The 21,034-nt window shown below is 65.4% G+C and carries 20 protein-coding genes and 2 tRNA genes; 14 read left to right on the forward strand and 8 right to left on the reverse strand.

Features of this window, described 5'->3' with window-relative positions:
- Positions 1-5 precede the first annotated feature (5 nt).
- Entirely contained in the window at positions 6-1,328 is a 1,323-nt protein-coding gene (locus ELQ92_RS00975) for an aminotransferase-like domain-containing protein (RefSeq protein WP_128497105.1), read from the forward strand.
- Between the two features lie 54 nt (positions 1,329-1,382).
- Complete coding sequence (locus ELQ92_RS00980) at positions 1,383-2,345, forward strand: D-alanine--D-alanine ligase family protein (RefSeq protein WP_128497106.1); 963 nt, start codon at positions 1,383-1,385, stop codon at positions 2,343-2,345.
- 23 nt (positions 2,346-2,368) lie between these two features.
- Here the strand turns inward: ELQ92_RS00980 and ELQ92_RS00985 are convergent, their stop codons facing one another.
- The 8 genes from ELQ92_RS00985 to rpmH form a co-directional block, all read right to left on the reverse strand.
- On the reverse strand, positions 2,369-3,391 hold the full coding sequence (locus ELQ92_RS00985) for a ParB/RepB/Spo0J family partition protein (protein WP_128497107.1): 1,023 nt from the start codon (positions 3,389-3,391) through the stop codon (positions 2,369-2,371).
- On the reverse strand, positions 3,391-4,305 hold the full coding sequence (locus tag ELQ92_RS00990) for a ParA family protein (protein ID WP_128497108.1): 915 nt from the start codon (positions 4,303-4,305) through the stop codon (positions 3,391-3,393). The genes ELQ92_RS00985 and ELQ92_RS00990 overlap by 1 nt, the downstream gene beginning before the upstream one ends.
- 1,167 nt (positions 4,306-5,472) lie before the next feature.
- Positions 5,473-6,114: a 16S rRNA (guanine(527)-N(7))-methyltransferase RsmG gene (gene rsmG / locus ELQ92_RS00995; RefSeq protein ID WP_128497109.1), complete on the reverse strand. Its 642-nt coding sequence runs from the start codon at positions 6,112-6,114 to the stop codon at positions 5,473-5,475.
- 34 nt (positions 6,115-6,148) lie between these two features.
- Positions 6,149-6,664 (reverse strand): Jag family protein, encoded by a 516-nt coding sequence (locus ELQ92_RS01000; protein ID WP_128497110.1) that lies wholly within the window; start codon positions 6,662-6,664, stop codon positions 6,149-6,151.
- A 4-nt stretch (positions 6,665-6,668) separates the two neighbouring features.
- The gene (gene yidC, locus ELQ92_RS01005; RefSeq protein WP_128497111.1) at positions 6,669-7,670 is read right to left on the reverse strand and encodes a membrane protein insertase YidC; all 1,002 of its coding nucleotides are present in this window, start codon (positions 7,668-7,670) and stop codon (positions 6,669-6,671) included.
- 7 nt (positions 7,671-7,677) lie between these two features.
- Complete coding sequence (gene yidD, locus ELQ92_RS01010) at positions 7,678-8,028, reverse strand: membrane protein insertion efficiency factor YidD (RefSeq protein ID WP_128497112.1); 351 nt, start codon at positions 8,026-8,028, stop codon at positions 7,678-7,680.
- Positions 8,025-8,366, reverse strand: a complete 342-nt coding sequence (gene rnpA / locus ELQ92_RS01015; RefSeq protein ID WP_128497113.1) for a ribonuclease P protein component — start codon at positions 8,364-8,366, stop codon at positions 8,025-8,027. Before rnpA ends, yidD begins: the two co-directional genes overlap by 4 nt.
- Positions 8,367-8,400: 34 nt before the next feature.
- Positions 8,401-8,538: a 50S ribosomal protein L34 gene (rpmH, locus tag ELQ92_RS01020; protein WP_055823896.1), complete on the reverse strand. Its 138-nt coding sequence runs from the start codon at positions 8,536-8,538 to the stop codon at positions 8,401-8,403.
- Between the two features lie 370 nt (positions 8,539-8,908).
- Here rpmH and dnaA point away from each other — a divergent pair, with 370 nt between their 5' ends.
- The 12 genes from dnaA to ELQ92_RS01080 all read left to right on the forward strand — a co-directional run bounded on the left by dnaA (position 8,909) and on the right by ELQ92_RS01080 (position 21,030).
- A complete protein-coding gene (gene dnaA, locus ELQ92_RS01025) occupies positions 8,909-10,348 on the forward strand; it encodes a chromosomal replication initiator protein DnaA (RefSeq protein ID WP_128497114.1) in 1,440 nt (479 codons plus the stop codon).
- A gap of 510 nt (positions 10,349-10,858) precedes the next feature.
- The gene (gene dnaN / locus ELQ92_RS01030; protein WP_128497115.1) at positions 10,859-12,001 is read left to right on the forward strand and encodes a DNA polymerase III subunit beta; all 1,143 of its coding nucleotides are present in this window, start codon (positions 10,859-10,861) and stop codon (positions 11,999-12,001) included.
- Positions 12,002-12,024: 23 nt separating this feature from the next.
- The gene (gnd, locus tag ELQ92_RS01035; RefSeq protein ID WP_128497965.1) at positions 12,025-12,915 is read left to right on the forward strand and encodes a phosphogluconate dehydrogenase (NAD(+)-dependent, decarboxylating); all 891 of its coding nucleotides are present in this window, start codon (positions 12,025-12,027) and stop codon (positions 12,913-12,915) included.
- 17 nt (positions 12,916-12,932) lie between these two features.
- Entirely contained in the window at positions 12,933-13,268 is a 336-nt protein-coding gene (locus ELQ92_RS01040; RefSeq protein WP_128497116.1) for a LysR family transcriptional regulator, read from the forward strand.
- Between the two features lie 70 nt (positions 13,269-13,338).
- On the forward strand, positions 13,339-14,517 hold the full coding sequence (gene recF / locus ELQ92_RS01045; RefSeq protein WP_128497117.1) for a DNA replication/repair protein RecF: 1,179 nt from the start codon (positions 13,339-13,341) through the stop codon (positions 14,515-14,517).
- Positions 14,510-15,013: a DciA family protein gene (locus ELQ92_RS01050; protein ID WP_128497118.1), complete on the forward strand. Its 504-nt coding sequence runs from the start codon at positions 14,510-14,512 to the stop codon at positions 15,011-15,013. Before recF ends, ELQ92_RS01050 begins: the two co-directional genes overlap by 8 nt.
- Before the next feature lie 121 nt (positions 15,014-15,134).
- The gene (gyrB, locus tag ELQ92_RS01055) at positions 15,135-17,147 is read left to right on the forward strand and encodes a DNA topoisomerase (ATP-hydrolyzing) subunit B (RefSeq protein ID WP_128497119.1); all 2,013 of its coding nucleotides are present in this window, start codon (positions 15,135-15,137) and stop codon (positions 17,145-17,147) included.
- Positions 17,148-17,248: 101 nt separating this feature from the next.
- Positions 17,249-19,840, forward strand: a complete 2,592-nt coding sequence (gyrA, locus tag ELQ92_RS01060) for a DNA gyrase subunit A (RefSeq protein ID WP_128497120.1) — start codon at positions 17,249-17,251, stop codon at positions 19,838-19,840.
- Positions 19,837-20,241, forward strand: a complete 405-nt coding sequence (locus ELQ92_RS01065; protein ID WP_128497121.1) for a DUF3566 domain-containing protein — start codon at positions 19,837-19,839, stop codon at positions 20,239-20,241. The genes gyrA and ELQ92_RS01065 overlap by 4 nt, the downstream gene beginning before the upstream one ends.
- A gap of 112 nt (positions 20,242-20,353) precedes the next feature.
- Positions 20,354-20,427: transfer RNA gene (locus ELQ92_RS01070), tRNA-Ile, on the forward strand.
- Between the two features lie 60 nt (positions 20,428-20,487).
- Positions 20,488-20,560: transfer RNA gene (locus ELQ92_RS01075), tRNA-Ala, on the forward strand.
- A 128-nt stretch (positions 20,561-20,688) separates the two neighbouring features.
- The gene (locus tag ELQ92_RS01080; RefSeq protein WP_243694800.1) at positions 20,689-21,030 is read left to right on the forward strand and encodes a hypothetical protein; all 342 of its coding nucleotides are present in this window, start codon (positions 20,689-20,691) and stop codon (positions 21,028-21,030) included.
- Positions 21,031-21,034: the final 4 nt, after the last annotated feature.

A 21,034-nucleotide genomic window follows, 5' to 3' on the forward strand; every position in this document is an offset into this window, starting at 1 on the left:
GCAACGTGTCAGACCAGAGCATCCCCCGCTCACCGGGCAACAACCTCGACCCCTGGTATGCGAACTACGCCGAACGCACGTCGGGCCTCGCGGCCAGCGAGGTCCGGGCCCTGTTCGCCGTCGCCAGCCGCCCCGAAGTCGTGTCGCTCGCGGGCGGCATGCCCTTCGTGTCGGCGCTCCCCGCGGAATTCATCACGGGATCGCTCGAAAAGGTCATGCGTGAGCAAGGCGGGGCCGCCCTGCAGTACGGCTCCGGTGCGGGTCAGCCGGCCCTCCGCGAGCAGATCCTCGAGGTCATGGCCCTCGAGGGCATCCGGGGCACCGTCGACAACGTCGTGACGACGACGGGCTCCCAGCAGGCGCTCGACCTCGTCACGAAGCTCTTCATCGATCCGGGGGACGTCATCCTCGCCGAGGCGCCGAGCTACGTGGGGGCGATCGGCGTCTTCCGTTCCTACCAGGCGAGCGTCGTGCACATCGCGATGGACGACGACGGGCTCAACCCGGACGCGTTGCGCGAAACGATCGCGCATCTCCGGGGCCAGGGTCGGCGTATCAAGTTCCTCTACACGATCCCGAACTTCCACAATCCGGCGGGAGTGACCCTGTCGGCCGCTCGGCGCCCGGAGATCCTCGAGATCTGCCGGCAGAACGAGATCCTCGTGCTCGAGGACAACCCCTACGGACTCCTGCACTTCGACGAGAAGGCGCCTGACGCGCTTCGGTCGATCGACGAGAACGGTGTAATCTACCTCGGTTCGTTCTCGAAGACCCTCGCTCCCGGGTTCCGGGTCGGCTGGGCGCTCGCCCCCCACGCGATCCGCGAGAAGCTCATCCTCGCGGCCGAGTCCGCCGTGCTCTCGCCGAGCGCGTTCAGTCAGCTCACCGTGTCGGAGTACCTCGCCTCGACCGACTGGAAAGCCCAGATCGACACGTTCCGCGGCGTCTACAAGGCGCGCAAAGAGGCCATGGTCGCCGCGCTCGAGGAATACCTGCCCGACCTGTCCTGGACCGACCCCGACGGCGGCTTCTACGTCTGGCTCGCTCTCCCGGACCGCCTCGACTCGAAGCAGATGCTGCCGCGGGCGGTGAAGGAGCTCGTCGCCTACACGCCCGGTACCGCCTTCTTCGCCGACGGGCGTGGTCGTCATGCGATGCGGTTGTCGTTCTGCTACCCCACGCCGGAGAACATCCGCGTCGGCATCCGCCGGCTCGCGACAGTCGTCAACGGCGAGCTCGACCTGCTCGACACCTTTGCAGGCACCGGACCGCTGCAGATCGCCTCCCGTGATCTGCACGTCTCGGCCCCGCCGCCCGACCTCGACTGACGCCGCCACGCGCCCGCCCCTCGCGACCGTCACCACCCGGAGAGAGAACGATCCATGACCGACAACCGGAACCTCACCATCGTGGTCCTCGCGGGCGGAATCTCGCATGAGCGGGACGTGTCCCTTCGATCGGGCCGTCGCGTGGCGGACGAACTGACCGATGCCGGCCACCGCGCCATCCTCCGCGATCCCGGAGCCGGGATTCTCGACTGGATCGCCGAGACGGCCCCCGACGTCGTCTGGCCGGCTCTCCACGGCGCGAGCGGCGAAGACGGCGCGCTCCAGGCGCTGCTGCGCGGGCGCGGTATCTCGTACGTCGGATCGCACCCCGAAGCTGCGGGTCTCGCGTGGTCGAAGCCGACGGCCAAAGCGCTCGTCGCTCGCGCCGGTGTCGCGACACCGGCGTGGCTCGCGCTGCCACGCGAGACCTTCACCGAACTGGGCGCCGGCGCCGTCCTCGGCGAGGTCGCCCGGACGATCGGTACTCCGGCCGTCGTCAAGCCGTCCCAGGGCGGATCAGCGCAGGGCGTGACGATCGTGGACGATGCCGCGCAGTTACCGCGGGCCATGGTGGACGCCTACACCTACTCGGACGTCGCTCTCATCGAACGGAAGGTCGAGGGCACGGAGCTCGCCGTCACCGTCATCGACACGGCTGATGGTCCCCGGGCCCTTCCCGCCGTGGAGATCGAGCCGCTCTCGGGTGTCTACAGCTTCGAGGCTCGCTACAACGCGGGCGAGACCATCTTCTACGCCCCGGCTCGAGTGAGCGATGCCGTCGCCGAGGCTGCAGCGGAGACGGCGATCGCGGTGCACGAGTTGCTCGGGCTCCGCCACATCTCCCGCGTGGACCTCATCGTCGCCGCCGACGGCACTCCGTGGTTCCTCGAGGCGAACATGCTGCCCGGGCTCACCGAGACGTCCCTCGCCCCGCAGGCGATCGAAGCAGCAGGCCTCGAGCTCTCGAGTGTCTACTCGGAGCTCGCTCGCGCGGCTGCCATCGATTCGACGTCGTAGCCGTTCCGATCAGGGCGACGTTCTCAGCCGCCGTAGCCCGGTTCGCCGATCTCCGCGAGGATCCGGTTCAGGTCCGCAATCGTGGCGAATTCAATGCTGATCTGGCCCTTCTTCGCTCCGAGGTTGATACGTACCCGGGTGTTGAGCCGGTCACCCAAGTGTTCACCGACCTCATCGAGGTGTCCGCGACGACTTCCGGGTAGCGGCTTGGCCCGCTTCGGAGGAGCCGAGAACTGGGCGGCCGCGGCTTCCGCAGCCCGGACCGACAGGTCCTCGTTGACGATCTTGTCGGCCAGCCGCTGCATCGATTCCGGGTCGCCGGTCGACAGGATGGCGCGTGCATGGCCGGCCGAGAGCACGCCGGCGGCGACGCGGATCTGCACCGCAGCAGGCAACTTGAGCAGCCGCAGGGTATTGGAGATCTGCGGGCGCGATCGACCGATGCGCGTCGCGAGTTCCTCTTGAGTGATCCCGAAGTCGGCGAGCAACTGCTGGTACGCGGACGCCTCTTCGAGCGGGTTCAGCTGTGCGCGGTGCAGGTTCTCGAGCAGCGCGTCGCGCAGCATGTCCTCGTCGGCCGTCTCACGCACGATCGCCGGGATCGTCTCGAGGCCGGCCTCCTTGGAGGCGCGCAAGCGGCGCTCACCCATGATGAGCTCGTATGTGTCCGTGTCGGCGATGGCGCGGACGACGATGGGCTGAAGGACACCGAACTCACGAACCGAGTGGACGAGTTCAGCGAGAGCATCCTCATCGAAGACCGTGCGAGGCTGCAGAGCGTTCGGGACGATCTTGTGCGGGTCCAGTGCGGCGAAGCGGGCGCCGGGCACAGCGACCAGATCGTCAGACTCCGCAGGCGGGACGTTCGCCGGTGTCGACGCCTCTTCCACCCTGTCGGCGGGCGACTCCTCAGCGGAGCGTGTGCGCTTCTCCGCATGAGACCCTCCCGGGAAGAACACGTCGACGGGACGCTCCGACTGATCGGCCGTCTGTGTCGGGATGAGGGCACCGATACCCCGGCCGAGTCCTGTTCGCTTGGTCGCCATTACGCGTGTGCTTCCTTGTCCTGATGGCTGGTCGTTTCCCGTCGGGCGATCTCCGCGGCCGCCTCCAGGTAGGAGATCGCACCGACGCCCGCCGGGTCGTAGGTGATCACGGTCTGACCGAAGCTCGGAGCCTCGGAGATCCGAACTGCCCGAGGGATGACCGTCTGCAGCACGCGATCCGCAAAGTGCGAACGCACGTCATCGGCCACCTGGTTCGCGAGGTTGGTGCGTCCGTCGAACATCGTCAAGAGGATCGTCGTGAGTTCCAGTGACGGATTCAAGTGCTTCTGGATCAACTCGATGCTGCCGAGCAACTGACTGAGACCCTCGAGTGCGTAGTACTCGCATTGGATCGGGATGAAGACCTCCCGGGCAGCGACGAACGCGTTGATCGTCAGCAGTCCGAGGGACGGCGGGCAATCGATGAAGACATAGTGCCACTTCTGCTCCGCTGAATCGAGAAGCGCCTCTAGGGCGGTCCGGAGCCGATGCTCGCGTGCGACCTGAGAGACGAGCTCGATTTCGGCGCCCGCCAAGTGGATGGTCGACGGGGCACAGAAAAGGTTCTCGTGTTCAGGGCTCTGCTGAATCACATCGGCGAGGGGAAAGTCGTCGATGAGTACGTCGTAGACGCTCGGGACCTCAGCCGAATGGGGAACTCCGAGCGCCGTCGATGCGTTTCCTTGGGGATCGAGATCGATCACCAGCACACGGGCGCCCGCCTTCGCGAAAGCAGCAGCCATATTGACAGTCGTGGTGGTCTTGCCAACGCCGCCCTTCTGGTTCGACACCGTGAAGACGCGAGTACGAGAAGGCAAAGGCACATCACGGGAGTCGAGCGCCTTGCGTCGTGAACGCAGGTTCGCGAGTTCCCGGGCGAGGGGAGTCGACACGTCGAAGCGCTCCGTCTCCATGGCGCTCCTTCTTCCTCACGACTGTTTCACGTGGAACACCCGGTGAGGGGCATCCGCTTACTCTACGTGTTTCCAGGACCTAGACACCCGACTGTCGCACCTCTGCCGAGGGCACCTGTTCCCGAGACGTCGACCGCATTGCACGAAGAACGACTTTGTCGAGGAGACTCGAGGGTCGGGTGAAGAAGCAAGTCTACGGGTTCCGCTCCCTCGAACAAAAGTGCCTCGCCCGCCGAGAAGTTATCCACAACTGGGCGGCGCGGCGGTGGAGAAACTCGAAGCCTTCGACGACGACCGGCGCCAAGATCCGCGTGAATCCGGGGCACAGGCACGGATTCCACAGTGTTTCCAGCACTGTGGATATCTTTGGTTATCCACCGCTGCAGCGGGTGCTCGTGGTGCTTCGGCCGCGCGCGAGCTCCGTTTCACGTGAAACATCGCCAATGGCGACCGAGTCTCGGAGAGCGACCGTCACCCGCATGGCAGCGGCGCCGGACGACGACAGAGAGCCGGCCCACCGCCGGTGTGCCGGCCTGTGCGATGATCGCCACATCAGGACACCCCCGCGAACGCCGACAGAGGGCGAGCTCTGCCGATGGACCAGCCCATCCGGTCAGCCATTCACGTGCGCCACCCAGGAAGCGCGGCGGAAGCCCCTGAGTACGCCTCACCCGTCCTGCCGTTTCACGTGAAACGCTCCGCACTCGACAGCGGCGATCCTCAGCACGCCCCGCCGCGGAGGGTCCGCTGAACGACGAATGCAGCAACGCCCGCTGAGCGCGACTAGACAGAGTCGCGGCGACCACAAGATGTCATCGATAGCGGCGACCGCCGGGCGAGACTGCGACTCTACTCCGGCGGGCCCCCCTTTCCCGGCGGGCCCACTCGATAGCATACTCACGCGGTCTCACGTGAGACAGTGCGTCGCCACGGCTCGCTCGGCAGCGATCTACGCTACTGCTCGTCATGTTACGGACCTCAGGTCCTCATTCATGAGCGAGGCCTGAGGCAACACGAGGTACAGTCACCACGAGGTGCAGCGTAGAGTGCGCTCACTCCCGGGAAGGCACGCGAACAGGTCTGCGGTCGCGACAGACGCCATCGCAGGCTAACCGAACCGGACACGTTTCACGGGAAACGGACCTCGATTCTCAAACGACGAGCGCGCTAACCGCGGGCTCGAACGGTGCCGCGAACGACGCGCGTCACATCGTCAAGCACACCCTCGCCGAGGACATCCACCCGGACATCCGAGACGCGATACTTCCGGAGTTGCTTCTCCGCCGAAGCGATCTCAGCATCGACGGACGCACCCTTCATGAGCACGAGCTCGCCGCCATCGCGCAGGAGCGGGGCCGTAAGAGGAAGAAGTGTGCGCAAAGCACTCACTGCTCGCGCCGTAACCTGATCCAGGGGATCGTCGAGCCGGACATCCTCTGCTCTCGCCCGCAGAATCGTCACGTTCGACAGTTCGAGTTCCGCCGACTGCTCCTCGAGCCATGCGACACGGCGCTCCATCGGCTCGATCAAGACGAAGTGAACGTCGGGTCGAACAATCGCCAGGACGAGCCCCGGCAATCCGGCCCCCGTGCCGATATCTCCGACACGACCCGGCCGCAGAAGAGGGGCCATGATGGCGCTGTTGAGGATATGCCGGCTCCACAGCCGCGGGGGTTCCAGTGGGCCGATGAGCCCGCGCTCTTCACCGAAGCGACCCAGATTGTGTGCGAATCGGCGCAACTCGGGGATGCGATCACCCGCGAGTGACGCGGCTACTGCCGGTTCCGCCTCAACGAGGATCTCGGTCACGAATTCACCGGCATCGTTTCACGTGAAACGCCACTCACGAACGGGTGATCACGGTGTGACGGTCGTGGCCTTCGCCGCTCGACTCCGACACGAACCCGCGCTCGGAAACGAGATCATGCACGAGTTTGCGTTCGTAGCTCGACATCGGGGGCAGCGCCGCGTCTTGCGCTCCGCCTTCGATGCGAGCGATCGCGGCATCGACCAGGCGAGCGAGTTCGGCCTGGCGAGCATCACGCGACCCACCGACATCGAGGATGAGCCGCGAGAAGGATCCATTCGTGTTCTGCACGACCAACCGGACGAGCTCTTGGAGTGCGCCCACGACGTCGGGCTTGGCCAAGACCCGCAGGTTCGATTCGCCCGTTGCCGTGACCGAGATGTATGCGCGGCCATTGCGCACGTCGATCTCGAGGTCGCCGTCCAGATCGCAGATATCGAGGAACTCCTCGATGTAGTCCGCAGCGATCTCGCCCTCTTCTTCGAGCTGCTCGACCGTGGGGTCGTCACGGCGAGGCTTCTCGGTGCCTTCCCGATCGATGACGTCCGACATCCTTCTACTTTCCACTCGTTGCGGGACCGGATTCCGGCGTCCCAGGTCGCTTGTTCTGAGCCGCCTTCTTGGCGCGGTTCTTTCCCACGGGCTGCTGCCGCTGGGTGGGCTTCTTCTCCTGGATGACGACGGTGCCGCCGCCATCCTTCGTGTCGGACACCTCGAGCTTGCCCTTACGAGCGAGTCTCTCCTCGCGCTCCTTGGCGGCTTCCGTGCCCGGCATCGGCATGTTGCGGATGATGATGAACTGCTGAACCATCGTCCAGATGTTGCTCGTCAGCCAGTAGAACATGACGCCGAGAGGGAAGGCGAAACCCGAGAACAGGAACACGAAGGGCAGCAGGTACAAGAGGATCCGCTGCTGACGGAACATGGGGGAGGCCTTGGTCTCCTCCGAGATGTTCTTGGACACGATCTGCAGTTGAGTGACGAACTGGGACGCCGTCATGAGGACGACCATCACGGCGGCGATCACCATGACGCCGACCTCGCCCTCGCCCATCGCGGTGGAGAAGCTCATGTGCAGCGGGGCTCCGAAAAGACTCGCACTACCGAATTGCTGCGCGAGCTGCTCGTTGAGCGGGCCGACGCCGGTCTTCGAGTGCTGAGCGTCATTGAGCACCGAGAACAGCGCGAAGAAGATCGGCATCTGCACGAGCAGGGGCAAGCAGGATCCGAGCGGATTGGTGCCGGCGTTCTTGTATACCGCCATGGTCTCTCGACTCATGGCCTCCCGGGACAACTGATCGCGTTTACCGCGGTACTTGTCCTGGATCTTCTTCAGTTGGGGCGCGACCTCCAGCATCTTGCGCTGGTTCTTGATCTGCCGGACGAAGAGCGGGATCAGGAGTGCACGGACGACGAGCACGAGCCCGACGATCGACAGCACCCAGGTGATGCCGGCTGCCGCCTCCAGGCCGATGGCCGAGAAGAGTGCGTGCCAGCCCACGAGGAGGAGCTCGACCACCCATTTGAGTGGCCAGAGAATGAGGGACAACGGGTCCATGTGGTGATCAGCCCTTTCTCTGGCTGGAAGGAAGAACGAAGCCCATGCGGGTCACGACGTGACGGAACGACCGCTTCTCCGGGATCTCGTCGAAACCGCCCTCGGCCCAGGGATGACACCGCAACAAGCGGCGAGCTCCGAAGAAGGCCCCGATCAAAAGGCCGAAACGCTGAATAGCCTGAAGCGTGTACGACGAGCAGGACGGGTAGTAGCGACACACGTCGCCGTACAGGGGGGAGACGACGCGACGGTACACGATCAGAATCGCCACCGCGACATTGCGGGGAACGAGCACGAGCGCGTCGAAGGCGATGAGGAGGGGATGCCGGAGATCGGCGCTCGACCGGGTCGCGGTCATCGTGCCCTGGCCTTGGTCGTGATTGCTCTCTCGATGTCGGCGACGAGGACCGTGTATGGAGCGTGTGCCGCAGGCGGAAGAGCGCGGATCACGATGTCGGTCCCCTCAGTAGTCCTGGCCAGAGCGGAAAAAGATGCGGCTTTGAGCCGACGCCGCACCGTGTTGCGTACGACTGCGTTGCCCACCGTCTTTGCAACAATGAACCCGAATCGTGGCGGACCACCATTCGGGTTCATCGAGACATAACTCACCGTGCTCTCCGAGACGACGCGGCGACCGCGGCGCACGACCGCTCGGTAGTCGTCGGCCTTCGCGATGCGATTGACCTTCGCGAGCACCGTCGATCACCGAGTCCGGAGCGCCGAGGCGCGATTACGCGGAGAGTTCGGTGCGACCCTTGCGGCGACGTGCCGCGAGGATCGAGCGACCCGCGCGGGTGCGCATGCGCAGACGGAAGCCGTGCACCTTGGCGCGACGACGGTTGTTCGGCTGGAACGTTCTCTTGCTCATGACTCTTCTCCTGATGAATGAATCCGCAGCCGCGATAGCGTGCGGCAGGGAAAGCTCGGTGCCCGAGGGCAGGCGTCAACTGATTAAAACTACGGCTTCGCGGCGCGTCGGTCAAACCCGGTAGCGCGGGGACGCGGTATGCACAGGAGTTCCGCAGGGCCCTGGCCGCGCGTCGTCCGCCCGACGTATGGTGTGTTTTGCCTCTCCCCCCGGTTCTGGTTACCGTGATCAGGCAGTTATCCACAGGCTGACGGAAGAGCCTCCGCGGAGGCTCAGCCGCTGCGGTTCCATCTGTGGCGCGGCGCGTCCCGTCGTCCACTTCATCATCACTCGCCGGCACCCGCCGTGCGATCGACCTCTCGGGGGCACCATGGCAGACGACCAGCAGGACATCGCTCGACGGTGGCAGATGGTGCTCGACGCCCTCACCGCGGACGACCGCATCACGGCGCCCCTCCACGGCTTCCTCGGTCTCGTCGTTCCGAAGGGCGTCATGGGAGGGACCTTCTACCTCGAGGTTCCGAACGACTTCACCGCCGGCCAGCTGAACCAGCGGATGCGCGCACCGATCCTCGCGGCCCTCGCCGCGACCGAGCACGAGCACGGCGCTCACACGTTCGCCGTCGTGGTCAACCCGGAGATCGTCGACAACGACCTGCAACCGGCTTTCGAGTCGAGCACACCGACCGCCGCGCCCACGGCGACCCCCGGTACCTACACGGAACAGACCGCCACGGTCATGCCCACCACGGACCAGGTCCTGCCTGCTCGACAGAACGACACGCGTCTCAACGCAAAGTACTCCTTCGACAGTTTCGTCATCGGTCAGTCCAACCGCTTCGCCCATGCCGCGGCGGTCGCCGTCGCCGAAGCGCCGGCCAAGGCGTACAACCCGCTCTTCATCTACGGCGAGTCGGGGCTGGGCAAGACCCACCTCCTCCATGCGATCGGCCACTACGCGATCTCCCTGTACCCGGGCATCCGCGTCCGTTACGTGTCGAGCGAGGAGTTCACGAACGATTTCATCAACTCGATCGCGAACAACCGCGGGGCCGCATTCCAAGCGCGCTATCGGGACATCGACATCCTGCTGATCGATGACATCCAGTTCCTCCAGAACAAGGCCGAGACGCAAGAGGCCTTCTTCCACACGTTCAACACCCTGCACGACCACAACAAGCAGGTCGTCATCACCAGCGATCTCCCGCCGAAGCACCTCACGGGCTTCGAGGATCGGATGCGCTCCCGCTTCGAGTGGGGTCTCATCACCGACGTCCAGACACCCGACCTCGAGACCCGCATCGCGATCCTCCGGAAGAAGACGCAGAGCGAGCGGCTCCAGATCCCCGACGAGGTGCTCGAATTCATCGCCTCCAAGGTCTCCTCGAACATCCGCGAGTTGGAAGGCACGCTCATCCGTGTCACTGCGTTCGCGAGCCTCAACCGGACGCCCGTCGACATGGCCCTCGTCCAGACGGTGCTGAAGGACCTCATCACACTCGATGACGACAACGTCATCTCACCCGTCGACATCATCAACACGACGGCCGCCTACTTCAAGCTCTCCGTCGAGGACCTGTACGGGTCGAGCCGTTCACAGGCCGTCGCCATCGCCCGCCAGATCGCCATGTACCTCTGTCGAGAGCTCACCAACCTCTCCCTCCCCAAGATCGGTCAGCTGTTCGGCAACCGCGACCACACCACCGTCATGTACGCGAACAAAAAGATCTCGGACCTCATGCAGGAACGTCGTTCCATCTACAACCAGGTCACGGAACTCACGAGCCGCATCAAGCAGGGGAACCGCTAGGTCCTCCTCCGCGGTCGACCGGCATGCTCGCCGCGCCCGGGATCACATCACGCCGCGCATCGTGATCCGCGGGTCTTCGGCGCGCCCGCACGACCCCCTGACGCGTGTATTGACAGCGCCCCGTGCCCTGGCCAGAATGCGACTCTGCACAGTGTGGATAACCTGTGGAAACACAGTCCTTAAACAGGCCGCTTAATGTTGAAAGTGGCAACCGTCATGTGAACAACGCGTTTTCACGCGCTGAACGTGCAGGACCTGTTCGCCCCGAATCACACACCACTCACACAACTCACACCGGTGTAGTTCCCTACGCCCGACTGGTCGACGAGTAGTTATCCACATTCTCCACAGGCGTTAAGACCTTTAAGAGTTAATTAATCTCTCTCTCGGTCCGCCAACCTCGTGGTTCGTCTCGGGCACGGGCACAGCGCCTCGTCGCGGTCGTCGGGTTGCGCTGTCGCCCTGCGGATAGCATGGTGTCGTCTAGTGCCCAGAGGACAGAGGTGACAAGTGCGGTTCAGCGTCAATAGAGATGTGTTCAGCGAAGCGGTGTCCTTTGCGGTGAAGCTGCTTCCGCAACGCACGACACTTCCCATCCTGAGCGGCGTCCTCATCGAGTCCACCGCCGACGGGCTCACCCTCTCGAGCTTCGACTACGAGGTCTCCGCCCAGACCACGATCGCCGCCGACATCGCGGAGGAGGGGTCGATCCTCGTCTCGGGACGTCTCCTCGCCGACATCGCCTCCCGCCTCCCCAACGCTCCGGTCGAATTCAGCACGGACGACAACCGCATCTCGGTGACGTGCGGCTCCGCCCACTTCACGCTCCTCTCGATGCCGGTCGAGGAGTATCCGACCATCCCGCAGGTGACCGGAGAGCACGGCCTCGTTCCGGCCGAAGAGTTCGCCACCGCGATCGCGCAGGTCGCCGTCGCGGCATCGCGCGACGACGTCACCCCCGTCATCACCGGTGTGCAACTCGAGGTCACCGGTACGAAGATCAGCCTCGTCGCCACCGACCGTTACCGCGTCGCGGTGCGCGAGATCGAGTGGGACGGTGGCGCGGACGCGCCGTCGCTCACCGCACTCGTGCCGGCGCGCACTCTGCAGGAGGTCGGCAAGACCTTCGGACACAGCGGCACGATCACCGTGTCGTTCACGAGCAAGGACGATCGCGAGATCATCGCCTTCTCCGCCGACAACAAGACCGTGACGTCCCTGCTCATCAAGGGATCCTTCCCCCCGGTGCGTCGTCTCTTCCCCGAGCAGGTCGACAACCACGCCGTCATCAACACGGCCGAACTCATCGAGTCGGTCCGCCGCGTGTCCCTCGTCCTCGAGCGCGAGGCCGCGCTCCGGTTCAGCTTCTCGATCGACGGACTCACCATGGAAGCCATCGGTTCCGAGCACGCGCAGGCCTCCGAGTCCATCGACGCTCTCCTCACCGGCGAGGACATCGTGCTGTCGTTGAAGCCCTCGTTCCTCATCGACGGCTTGAACGCCGTGCGGAGCGAGTTCGTCCGGTTCTCCTTCACCAAGTCGGAGAACACCAACAAGCCGGGCCCCATGTTGATCACGAGCCAGTCCTCGAAGGATCAGCCGGGCGCCGACAGCTTCAAATACCTGCTGCAGCCCAACCTGCTGCTGCGCTGAGAGGAGCCATCGCCATGAGCGATCTGCACATCGGTCTCGTCGGTCTCGGTCGGATGGGTGGCAACATGCGCACCCGGCTCCGCGCCGCCGGAGTCGAGGTCACGGGGTACGACCGCGACCCGAACGTCTCCGACGTGGCGACGGTCGCCGACCTCGTCGCCGCGTTGCCCGCACCACGCACCGTCTGGGTGATGGTTCCGGCCGGCCCGGTCACCGATTCTGTCGTCACCGAGCTCGGTGGTCTGCTCGAGGCCGGTGACCTCATCATCGACGGCGGCAACACCCGGTTCACCGATGACCTCCGCCGAGCCGAGTCGCTCGCGCTCTCCGGCATCGACTACATAGACGTCGGAGTCTCCGGCGGAGTGTGGGGCGCCGAGAACGGATACGGCCTCATGGTGGGCGGTCCCGCGGAACAGGTCGAGCGAGTGATGCCGGTCTTCGACGCTCTGCGTCCCGAGGGCCCCCGCGACGAGGGCTTCGTCCACGTCGGACCCGTCGGCGCCGGCCACTACGCCAAGATGGTGCACAACGGGATCGAGTACGCGCTCATGCAGGCGTATGCCGAGGGATACGAGCTCCTCGAGAAGCGCGACGACCTCATCACCGACGTCCCCGGAACCTTCAAGGCCTGGCAGCGCGGCACGGTGGTCCGGTCCTGGCTCCTCGAACTCCTCGTCCGCGCGCTCGAGCAGGACCCGGAGCTCGGCGACATCGAGGGCTACGTCGAGGACTCCGGCGAAGGGCGCTGGACGATCGAGGAGGCCATCGACAACGCGGTCCCCGTTCCCACGATCTCCGCATCGATCTTCGCGCGATTCGTGTCGCGACAGGAGGACTCGCCGGCGATGAAGGCCGTCGCGGCACTGCGCAACCAGTTCGGCGGTCACGCCGTGAAGAAGATCGACGACTGACCTCCCGGTCGGTACTCGTGGAAACGGCAGACCTGCGGCACTTCCTCGCCGTCGCGGCGGAGGGGCACTACTCCCGAGCCGCCAACCGCGAGCACGTCTCGAGGGCGACGATCCAGTCGTCGATCGCCGCTCTCGAGACGGAACTCGGGCGCAATCTCGTGTCCGACGTCGAGGACGGGGTCGTCCTGACGGACGCCGGGACGGCGTTCGTCGAGGAGGCCGCGGCCCGCGTCGCCAAGGCCCCGACGCCGCCCGTGAATCGGGGGGGAAAGGCGAAGGCGTCGAAAGGCAAGGGGCGCGCACCCATCGTCAAGGGCGAGCCGAAGCCGTTCAAGAAACGACAGGGTCGCTGACCGCTCGTCCTTCCATCGCCGAGGCTCTCGCGACTCCGCCGTTGTCGCCGTCGGCGGCTATCGTTGCACGGTGATCGTTACGCACCTGAACCTCGGGGACTACCGCAATTACGCGGCAGCCGACGTCCCGATGCATCCGGGCGCGAACCTCTTCGTCGGTCGTAACGGGCAAGGGAAGACGAACCTCGTCGAGGCCCTCGGCTATCTGTCGACGCTCGGATCCCACCGGGTGTCGAGCGATCAGGCGCTCATCCGCGCCGGCGCCGACTCCGCCGTCATCCGCGCTCGACTGCGGCATGACGAGCGCGACTTGCTCGCCGAGGTTCAGATCAACCGCTCTTCGCCGAACCGGGCACAAGTGAATCGCTCCCAGATCAAGCCACGCGAGTTACCGCGGTACTTCTCGAGCGTGTTGTTCGCCCCGGAGGACCTCGGGATCGTCCGGGGCGATCCGTCCGCACGCCGGCGCTTCATCGATCAGCTCATCGTGCTGAGGTCTCCCCGCATGGCCGGAGTCCTGGGCGACTACGACCGTGTACTCAGGCAGCGCAACACGCTCTTGAAGTCGGCGCGGTCGACCGGCCTCAAGGAATCGCAACTGACGACGCTGGAGATCTGGGACGACAAGCTCGTCGCTCTCGGGAGCGAGATCATCGTCGTCCGCGCCGCGCTCGTCGCGGCGCTCGGAGCACCGGTGGCTTCGGCGTACTCCGCCGTCGTCGGCGAGGATCACCGCCCGACACTCGCTCCCGTGCTGTCGATCGGCGGCGTCGACGCGGAGGACCCCGACGACGGGGTACGTGGAGAGCACACCGTGAGACCGGCGGCCGTGATCCCGACGACGGCAGCGGAGGCCGCCGGACTGTTCCGCGCCGCACTCGCCAGTCGGCGGAGATCCGAGCTCGATCGCGGGCTCACCCTCGTCGGCCCGCACCGCGACGACGTCGCATTCGGGCTCAACGGGCTCCCGGTCAAGGGATACGCGAGTCATGGGGAGTCGTGGTCGTTCGCGCTCGCGCTCAAACTCGGCGCGGCGCAGCTGTTGCGGGCCGAGTCGTCCCTGGGCGACCCGGTCCTCATCCTCGACGACGTCTTCGCGGAGCTCGATCAGGGGCGTCGGAGCCGTCTGGCGGCGGCGATCGCCGGCTTCGAGCAGGTGCTCATCACGGCGGCGGTCCTCGACGACGTCCCGGACACCCTCACGGCGCACACCGTCCACATCCGGGCCGGGGAGGTCGTCGATGAGTGAAGCGAGCGACCGGGCAGGCGGGCTCTCCGAGGCGTCCCGCGTCTATCTGCGTTTCAAGGAGATCTTCACGGGGACGCGATCACGACCCCAGCGCTCTCGGCGCTCGCGGGACGATGACGAGAGCGTGCCCTTCGGACACGGACGCGACCCGAAGGGACTCGGAGACATCGTCGGAGCACTCACCGCCGACCTCGGTTGGGACTCCCCACTCGCCCAGTCCGAACTCATGAGTCGCTGGACGGAGCTCGCCGGAGAGGAGACCGCGAAGCACTCGGCCCCGGTCGGCATCGAGAAGGGACTGCTGACGGTCCAGTGCGAATCGACGGCGTGGGCGACGCAGCTCCGTCTCATGCGCACGGAGATCATGACGCACATCACGACGCGGTTCCCCCAGGCCGGCATCTCGAACATCCGTTTTCTCGGGCCAGACGTCCCATCCTGGAAACGCGGCCCCAGATCGGTCCAGGGGCGCGGCGTACGCGATACCTACGGTTGACCCGACAAAACAGGTCACCGGGCGAAGAAAAGCGCCTCAGACGGGCGAATAAGCCACGGTGCAACACCGTGATTTGGTAGAATGGAGACCATCCCATCCACGGTTTGGAGTCCAATTCCATATGTCATCGGAACCGCGCAACACCCCTGACGGCAACGACTACGGCGCAAGTCAGATCCAGGTTCTCGAGGGCCTCGAAGCAGTCCGCAAGCGACCCGGCATGTACATCGGGTCCACAGGACCGCGCGGTCTCCACCACCTCGTGTACGAGATCGTGGACAATTCCGTGGACGAGGCGCTCGCGGGCTATTGCGACAAGATCACCGTCACGATCCTCGAGTCCGGCGGCGTCCGCGTCGTCGACAACGGTCGAGGCATCCCCGTCGACATGCATCCGGTCGAGAAGAAGTCGACCGTCGAGGTCGTCCTGACGATCCTCCACGCCGGTGGCAAGTTCGGGGGCGGCGGATACGCGGTCTCCGGTGGTCTGCACGGCGTCGGCTCCTCGGTCGTGAACGCGCTCTCGAGCAAGCTCGAGGTCGAGGTCCGTCGTCAAGGGGCGATCTACACGCAGCGCTACCACAACGGTGTGCCGGAGGCACCGCTCGACAAGGTCGGTGAGTCGGACGAGACCGGCACGACCATCACGTTCTGGCCGAACGGCGAGATCTTCGAATCCGTCGAGTTCGACTACGAGACGCTCCGCACGCGGTTCCAGCAGATGGCGTTCCTCAACAAGGGGCTCCGCATCGAGCTGAGCGACGAGCGCACCTCGCGCGGCGAGATCCAGGACGTCGCGGGCGAGATCGATGAAGCGGCGCACGAGAAGGGCCGCGAGGACGTGTTCTTCTACGAGCGCGGACTCGTCGACTACGTCGAATACCTCAACTCGGCGAAGCGGGCGGAGATCGTCGGGGGTGACATCATCTCGTTCGAGTCGGAGGACACGGAGCGCAAGATCGCACTCGAAGTCGCGATGCAGTGGACGACGGCGTACACGGAGAGTGTGCACACCTACGCCAACACGATCAACACGCACGAGGGTGGGACGCACGAAGAGGGTTTCCGAGCGGCGCTGACCGTCCTCGTCAACCGATACGCCAAGGCGAACAACATCCTCAAGGAGAAGGACGACAACCTCACGGGTGAGGACATCCGCGAGGGTCTCACCGCGGTTGTCTCCGTGAAGCTCGGCGAGCCGCAGTTCGAGGGTCAGACGAAGACCAAGCTCGGCAACACCGAGGCGAAGTCGTTCGTCCAGAAGGTCGTCGGCGACCAGCTCGGCGACTGGTTCGAGCGCAACCCGCAGCAGGCCAAGGAGATCATCCGCAAGGCGATCCAGTCGGCGACGGTGCGCCTGGCGGCCCGGAAGGCGCGTGAGACCGCGCGCCGCAAGGGCCTCCTCGAGGGCGGCGGCATGCCCGGAAAGCTCAAGGACTGCCAGTCGAAGGACCCCTCGATCTCCGAGATCTTCATCGTCGAGGGCGACTCGGCCGGCGGCTCGGCCACGCAGGGGCGCAACCCGATGACGCAAGCGATCCTCCCGCTTCGCGGAAAGATCCTCAACGTCGAGAAGGCCCGCCTCGACCGTGCGATGGGCAACGCCGAGGTCCAGGCGATGATCACGGCCTTCGGCGCCGGGATCGGTGAGGACTTCAACCCGGAGAAGGCGCGGTACCACAAGATCGTGCTCATGGCCGATGCCGACGTCGACGGTCAGCACATCACGACGCTGCTGCTCACGCTCATCTTCCGGTACATGCGTCCCCTCATCGAGATGGGTTACGTCTACCTCGCACAGCCGCCGCTGTACCGCATCAAGTGGTCGAACGCGCCGCACGACTACGTCTACAGCGACATCGAGCGCGACGCGTTCCTGGCGGAGGGACTCAAGAACGGGCGCCGCGTCCCGAAGGACAACGGGATCCAGCGCTACAAGGGTCTCGGCGAGATGGACTACAAGGAGCTGTGGGAGACCACGATGAACCCGGAGACGCGCACGCTCCTCCAGGTGACGCTCGACGACGCGGCCGCCGCCGACGAGATCTTCTCGACACTCATGGGCGAAGACGTCGAGAGCCGGCGTTCGTTCATCCAGAAGAACGCGAAGGACGTCCGCTTCCTCGACATCTAGCAGCACGGACACGGTCTCTCCCTTCGACAAGCTCAGGGACCGGAAGGACGGCGGCCCACGGTCGCTGAGCTTGTCGAAGCGACGACGGCAGGAAGAGAAACATGGCAGACGACGACATCACCCCCGACGAGACGGTGCCCGAGACGGGCGTCGGACCGCACGGCAGGATCGACCAGGTCGACCTGCAGCTCGAGATGCAGCGCTCGTACCTCGACTACGCGATGAGCGTCATCGTCGGTCGTGCGCTCCCCGAGGTGCGCGACGGGCTCAAGCCCGTGCACCGCCGCGTGATCTACGCGATGTACGACGGCGGTTACCGTCCGGACAAGGCCTTCTCCAAGTGCGCTCGTGTCGTCGGTGACGTCATGGGGCAGTTCCACCCGCACGGCGACTCGGCGATCTACGACGCGCTCGTGCGTCTCGTGCAGCCGTGGAGCCTCCGGTACCCGCTCGCGCTCGGTCAGGGGAACTTCGGTTCGCCCGGCAACGACGGGGCCGCGGCACCGCGGTACACCGAGACGAAGATGGCACCCCTGGCTCTCGAGATGGTGCGGGACATCGACGAGGACACCGTCGACTTCGGCGACAACTACGACGGCCGCACGCAGGAGCCGCTCGTCCTGCCGAGCCGCTTCCCGAACCTCCTCGTGAACGGTTCGGTCGGCATCGCGGTCGGCATGGCCACGAACATCCCGCCGCACAACCTGCGCGAGGTGTCCGAGGGCGCCCTCTGGTACCTCGCCAACCCCGAGGCGCCGCGTGAGGAGCTGCTCGCGGCGCTCATGCAGCGCATCAAGGGGCCGGACTTCCCCACGGGCGCTCAGATCCTCGGGACCAAGGGCATCCACGACGCGTACATGACCGGTCGGGGGTCGATCACGATGCGCGCCGTCGTGAGCGTCGAGGAGATCCAGGGCCGCACGTCCCTCGTCGTGACGGAGTTGCCGTACCAGGTCAACCCGGACAACCTCGCGATCAAGATCGCCGACCTCGTGAAGGACGGCAAGGTCTCGGGCATCGCGGACATCAACGACGAGACCTCCGGTCGTACCGGCCAGCGCCTCGTCATCACGCTCAAGCGTGACGCGGTCCCGAAGGTCGTGCTCAACAACCTCTACAAGCACACGCAGCTGCAGGAGAACTTCGGCGCGAACATGCTCGCGATCGTCGACGGCGTGCCGCGGACCCTCGCGCTCGACGGCTTCATCTCCGCGTGGGTCGACCACCAGATCGAGGTCATCGTCCGGCGGACGCAGTTCCGGCTCAACAAGGCGGAGGCCGACGCACACATCCAGCGCGGTTACGTCCTCGCGCTCGACGCCCTCGACGAGGTCATCGCCCTCATCCGTCGCTCGCCCGACGTGGAGGAGGCCCGCACCGGACTCATGGAGCTTCTGGGCGTCGACCAGCTCCAGGCCGACGCGATCCTCGCGATGCAGCTCCGTCGCCTCGCGGCGCTCGAGCGCCAGAAGATCATCGACCGCCTGGCCGAGCTCGAACTCGAGATCGCCGAGTACAAGGCGATCCTCGCGAGCCCGGAGCGCCAGCGCACCATCGTCTCCGACGAACTCACCGAGATCGTCGAGCGCTTCGGCGACGAGCGCCGCACGGAGATCATGTTCGGCTTCGACGGCGACATGTCGATGGAGGACTTGATCCCCGAGGAGGAGATGGTCGTCTCCGTCACCCGCGGCGGCTACATCAAGCGCACCCGGAGCGACAACTACCGCCAGCAGCACCGCGGCGGCAAGGGAGTGAAGGGCGCGCAGCTGCGCGCCGACGACGTCGTCGAGCACTTCTTCGTGACGACGACGCACCATTGGCTCCTCTTCTTCACGGACAAGGGCCGCGTCTACCGCGCGAAGGCGTACGAGGTGCAGGAAGCGGGCCGCGACGCGAAGGGCCAGCACGTCGCCAACCTGCTCGCGATGCAGCCCGACGAGCAGATCGCCCAGATCCTCGACATCCCCGACTACGAGGCCGCGAAGTACCTCGTGCTCGCGACGCGCAACGGTCTCGTGAAGAAGACGACGCTGACCGAGTACGACACGAACCGCTCCGGCGGCATCATCGCGATCAACCTGCGGGAGGGTGACGAACTCGTCTCGGCGCTGCTCGTGGAGGAGGACAGCGACATGCTGCTCGTCTCGCGGCACGGCATGTCGATCCGTTTCACGGCGAACGACGAGACGCTCCGTCCCATGGGTCGCTCGACGTCCGGAGTGATCGGAATGCACTTCCGTGGCGACGACACGTTGCTGTCGGCGTCGGTCCTCCCGGCCGATGGTGCGGCCGCGTCGGTCTTCGTCGTGACCGAGGGCGGGTACGCGAAGCGCACCGCCGTCGACCAATACCGGCTCCAGGGTCGAGGCGGAATCGGCATCAAGGTGGCGAGACTGAGCGAGGATCGCGGGGTCCTCGCCGGGGCTCTCATCGCCGGTGAGGACGACGAGGTGCTTGTGGTTCTTGCCAGCGGCAAGGTGGTACGCTCTGCCGTGGCCGAGGTCCCCACCAAGGGACGTGACACGATGGGCGTGGTCTTCGCCCGTTTCGCGGACGACGACCGCATCATCGCTCTGGCGAAGAACAGCGACAGGAACCTCACTGCAGAAGCGGTAGCGGAACCCGACGCGTCCGGAACGACTGACCCGAGCGCCCCGAGCGTGGACGAACAGCAGGAAGAGCAGGCATGAGCACCGTCGCAGACAAACTCGCGAAGAAGTCGGCCAAGAAGCCGTCGAGCAAGCAGGTCCGCCTGAAGCTCGTGTACGTCGACTTCTGGTCGGCGGTGAAGCTGTCGTTCCTCCTCGCGATCGCGGTCGCGATCATCACGATCGTCGCCGCATTCCTCATCTACACCGTCGTCGAGCGCACGGGTGTCCTCGACAGCATCAACGGCCTGTACCAGGCCGTCGCCGGTGAGGGCGAGGACCTCACGGCCCTCTTCGGGCTCAACCGCATCATGGGCTTCGCGCTCGTCGCCGCGGTACTCAACCTCATCGTGGTCACGGCGCTCGGTGCTCTGAGTGCCGCGCTCTACAACATGAGCGTCAAGATCACGGGCGGCGTGCTCGTCGGTTTCACCAACAACTGACGCACCCGCGAACACGGTCCTCGAGTCCCTGCGGACTCGGGGACCGTTCCGTTGAAGGCACCGATTGGGATTAGCTCGCTATTTCGGGTAATCTCTACTTCGGTCCACCCACGGGGATATAGCTCAGGCGGTTAGAGCGCTTCGCTGATAACGAAGAGGTCCGAGGTTCAAGTCCTCGTATCCCCACTCCGCTCATCAAGATCAACACCTGATGGTTCGCTCGTCAGGACGTGTGACGGTGGGTGCGGGGCCTTAGCTCAGTTGGTAGAGCGCCTGCTTTGCAAGCAGGATGTCGGGAGTTCGATTCTCCCAGGCTCCACATCGTTCGACGGGAACATCCGCCGCTCCCTGACATCCGACCCGTTGGAGTTTCGCATCCGTCTCTCCTCCTCAAGGCGGTTGTCGCGGCCGGGCATCCGTGGTCGACTGTGACCGGAGGCTGATCCCATGAGCGAAGCGACCGAACGTACAGCACCACCCCTGGGCAGCGTCGTGCGGCTCTGGCACGGCTGGGTCGAGACCGTGAACAAGGACGAGTACATCGCCTACATGGACCGGTCGGGAATGGCCGGCTACCGCGAGACGCCCGGGAACCTCGGCGCGTACATCATGTCGCGCGACCACGAAGACGGCCGCTCCACGATCGTCACGGTCTCCTACTGGGAGTCCTTCGACGCGATCCGCTCGTTCGCGGGTGACGAGATCGACCGGGCCCGCTTCTACCCCGAGGACGACCAGTACCTCGTCGACCGCGAGTGGATTGTCACCCACTTCACCGTCGGCGCCTGAGGCG

Source organism: Labedella populi (assembly GCF_004078655.1).
GTDB classification, from domain to species: domain Bacteria; phylum Actinomycetota; class Actinomycetes; order Actinomycetales; family Microbacteriaceae; genus Labedella; species Labedella populi.

Bases quoted from the DNA above. Each gene is read 5' to 3' on its own strand.
- ELQ92_RS00980 (WP_128497106.1), top strand. From the start codon at position 1,383: ATGACCGACAACCGGAACCTCACCATCGTGGTCCTCGCGGGCGGAATC.
- ELQ92_RS00985 (WP_128497107.1), bottom strand. From the start codon at position 3,391: ATGGCGACCAAGCGAACAGGACTCGGCCGGGGTATCGGTGCCCTCATC.
- ELQ92_RS00990 (WP_128497108.1), bottom strand. From the start codon at position 4,305: ATGGAGACGGAGCGCTTCGACGTGTCGACTCCCCTCGCCCGGGAACTC.
- ELQ92_RS01000 (WP_128497110.1), bottom strand. From the start codon at position 6,664: ATGTCGGACGTCATCGATCGGGAAGGCACCGAGAAGCCTCGCCGTGAC.
- yidC (WP_128497111.1), bottom strand. From the start codon at position 7,670: ATGGACCCGTTGTCCCTCATTCTCTGGCCACTCAAATGGGTGGTCGAG.
- yidD (WP_128497112.1), bottom strand. From the start codon at position 8,028: ATGACCGCGACCCGGTCGAGCGCCGATCTCCGGCATCCCCTCCTCATC.
- rpmH (WP_055823896.1), bottom strand. From the start codon at position 8,538: ATGAGCAAGAGAACGTTCCAGCCGAACAACCGTCGTCGCGCCAAGGTG.
- dnaA (WP_128497114.1), top strand. From the start codon at position 8,909: ATGGCAGACGACCAGCAGGACATCGCTCGACGGTGGCAGATGGTGCTC.
- ELQ92_RS01050 (WP_128497118.1), top strand. From the start codon at position 14,510: ATGAGTGAAGCGAGCGACCGGGCAGGCGGGCTCTCCGAGGCGTCCCGC.
- gyrB (WP_128497119.1), top strand. From the start codon at position 15,135: ATGTCATCGGAACCGCGCAACACCCCTGACGGCAACGACTACGGCGCA.
- gyrA (WP_128497120.1), top strand. From the start codon at position 17,249: ATGGCAGACGACGACATCACCCCCGACGAGACGGTGCCCGAGACGGGC.
- ELQ92_RS01065 (WP_128497121.1), top strand. From the start codon at position 19,837: ATGAGCACCGTCGCAGACAAACTCGCGAAGAAGTCGGCCAAGAAGCCG.
- ELQ92_RS01080 (WP_243694800.1), top strand. From the start codon at position 20,689: ATGAGCGAAGCGACCGAACGTACAGCACCACCCCTGGGCAGCGTCGTG.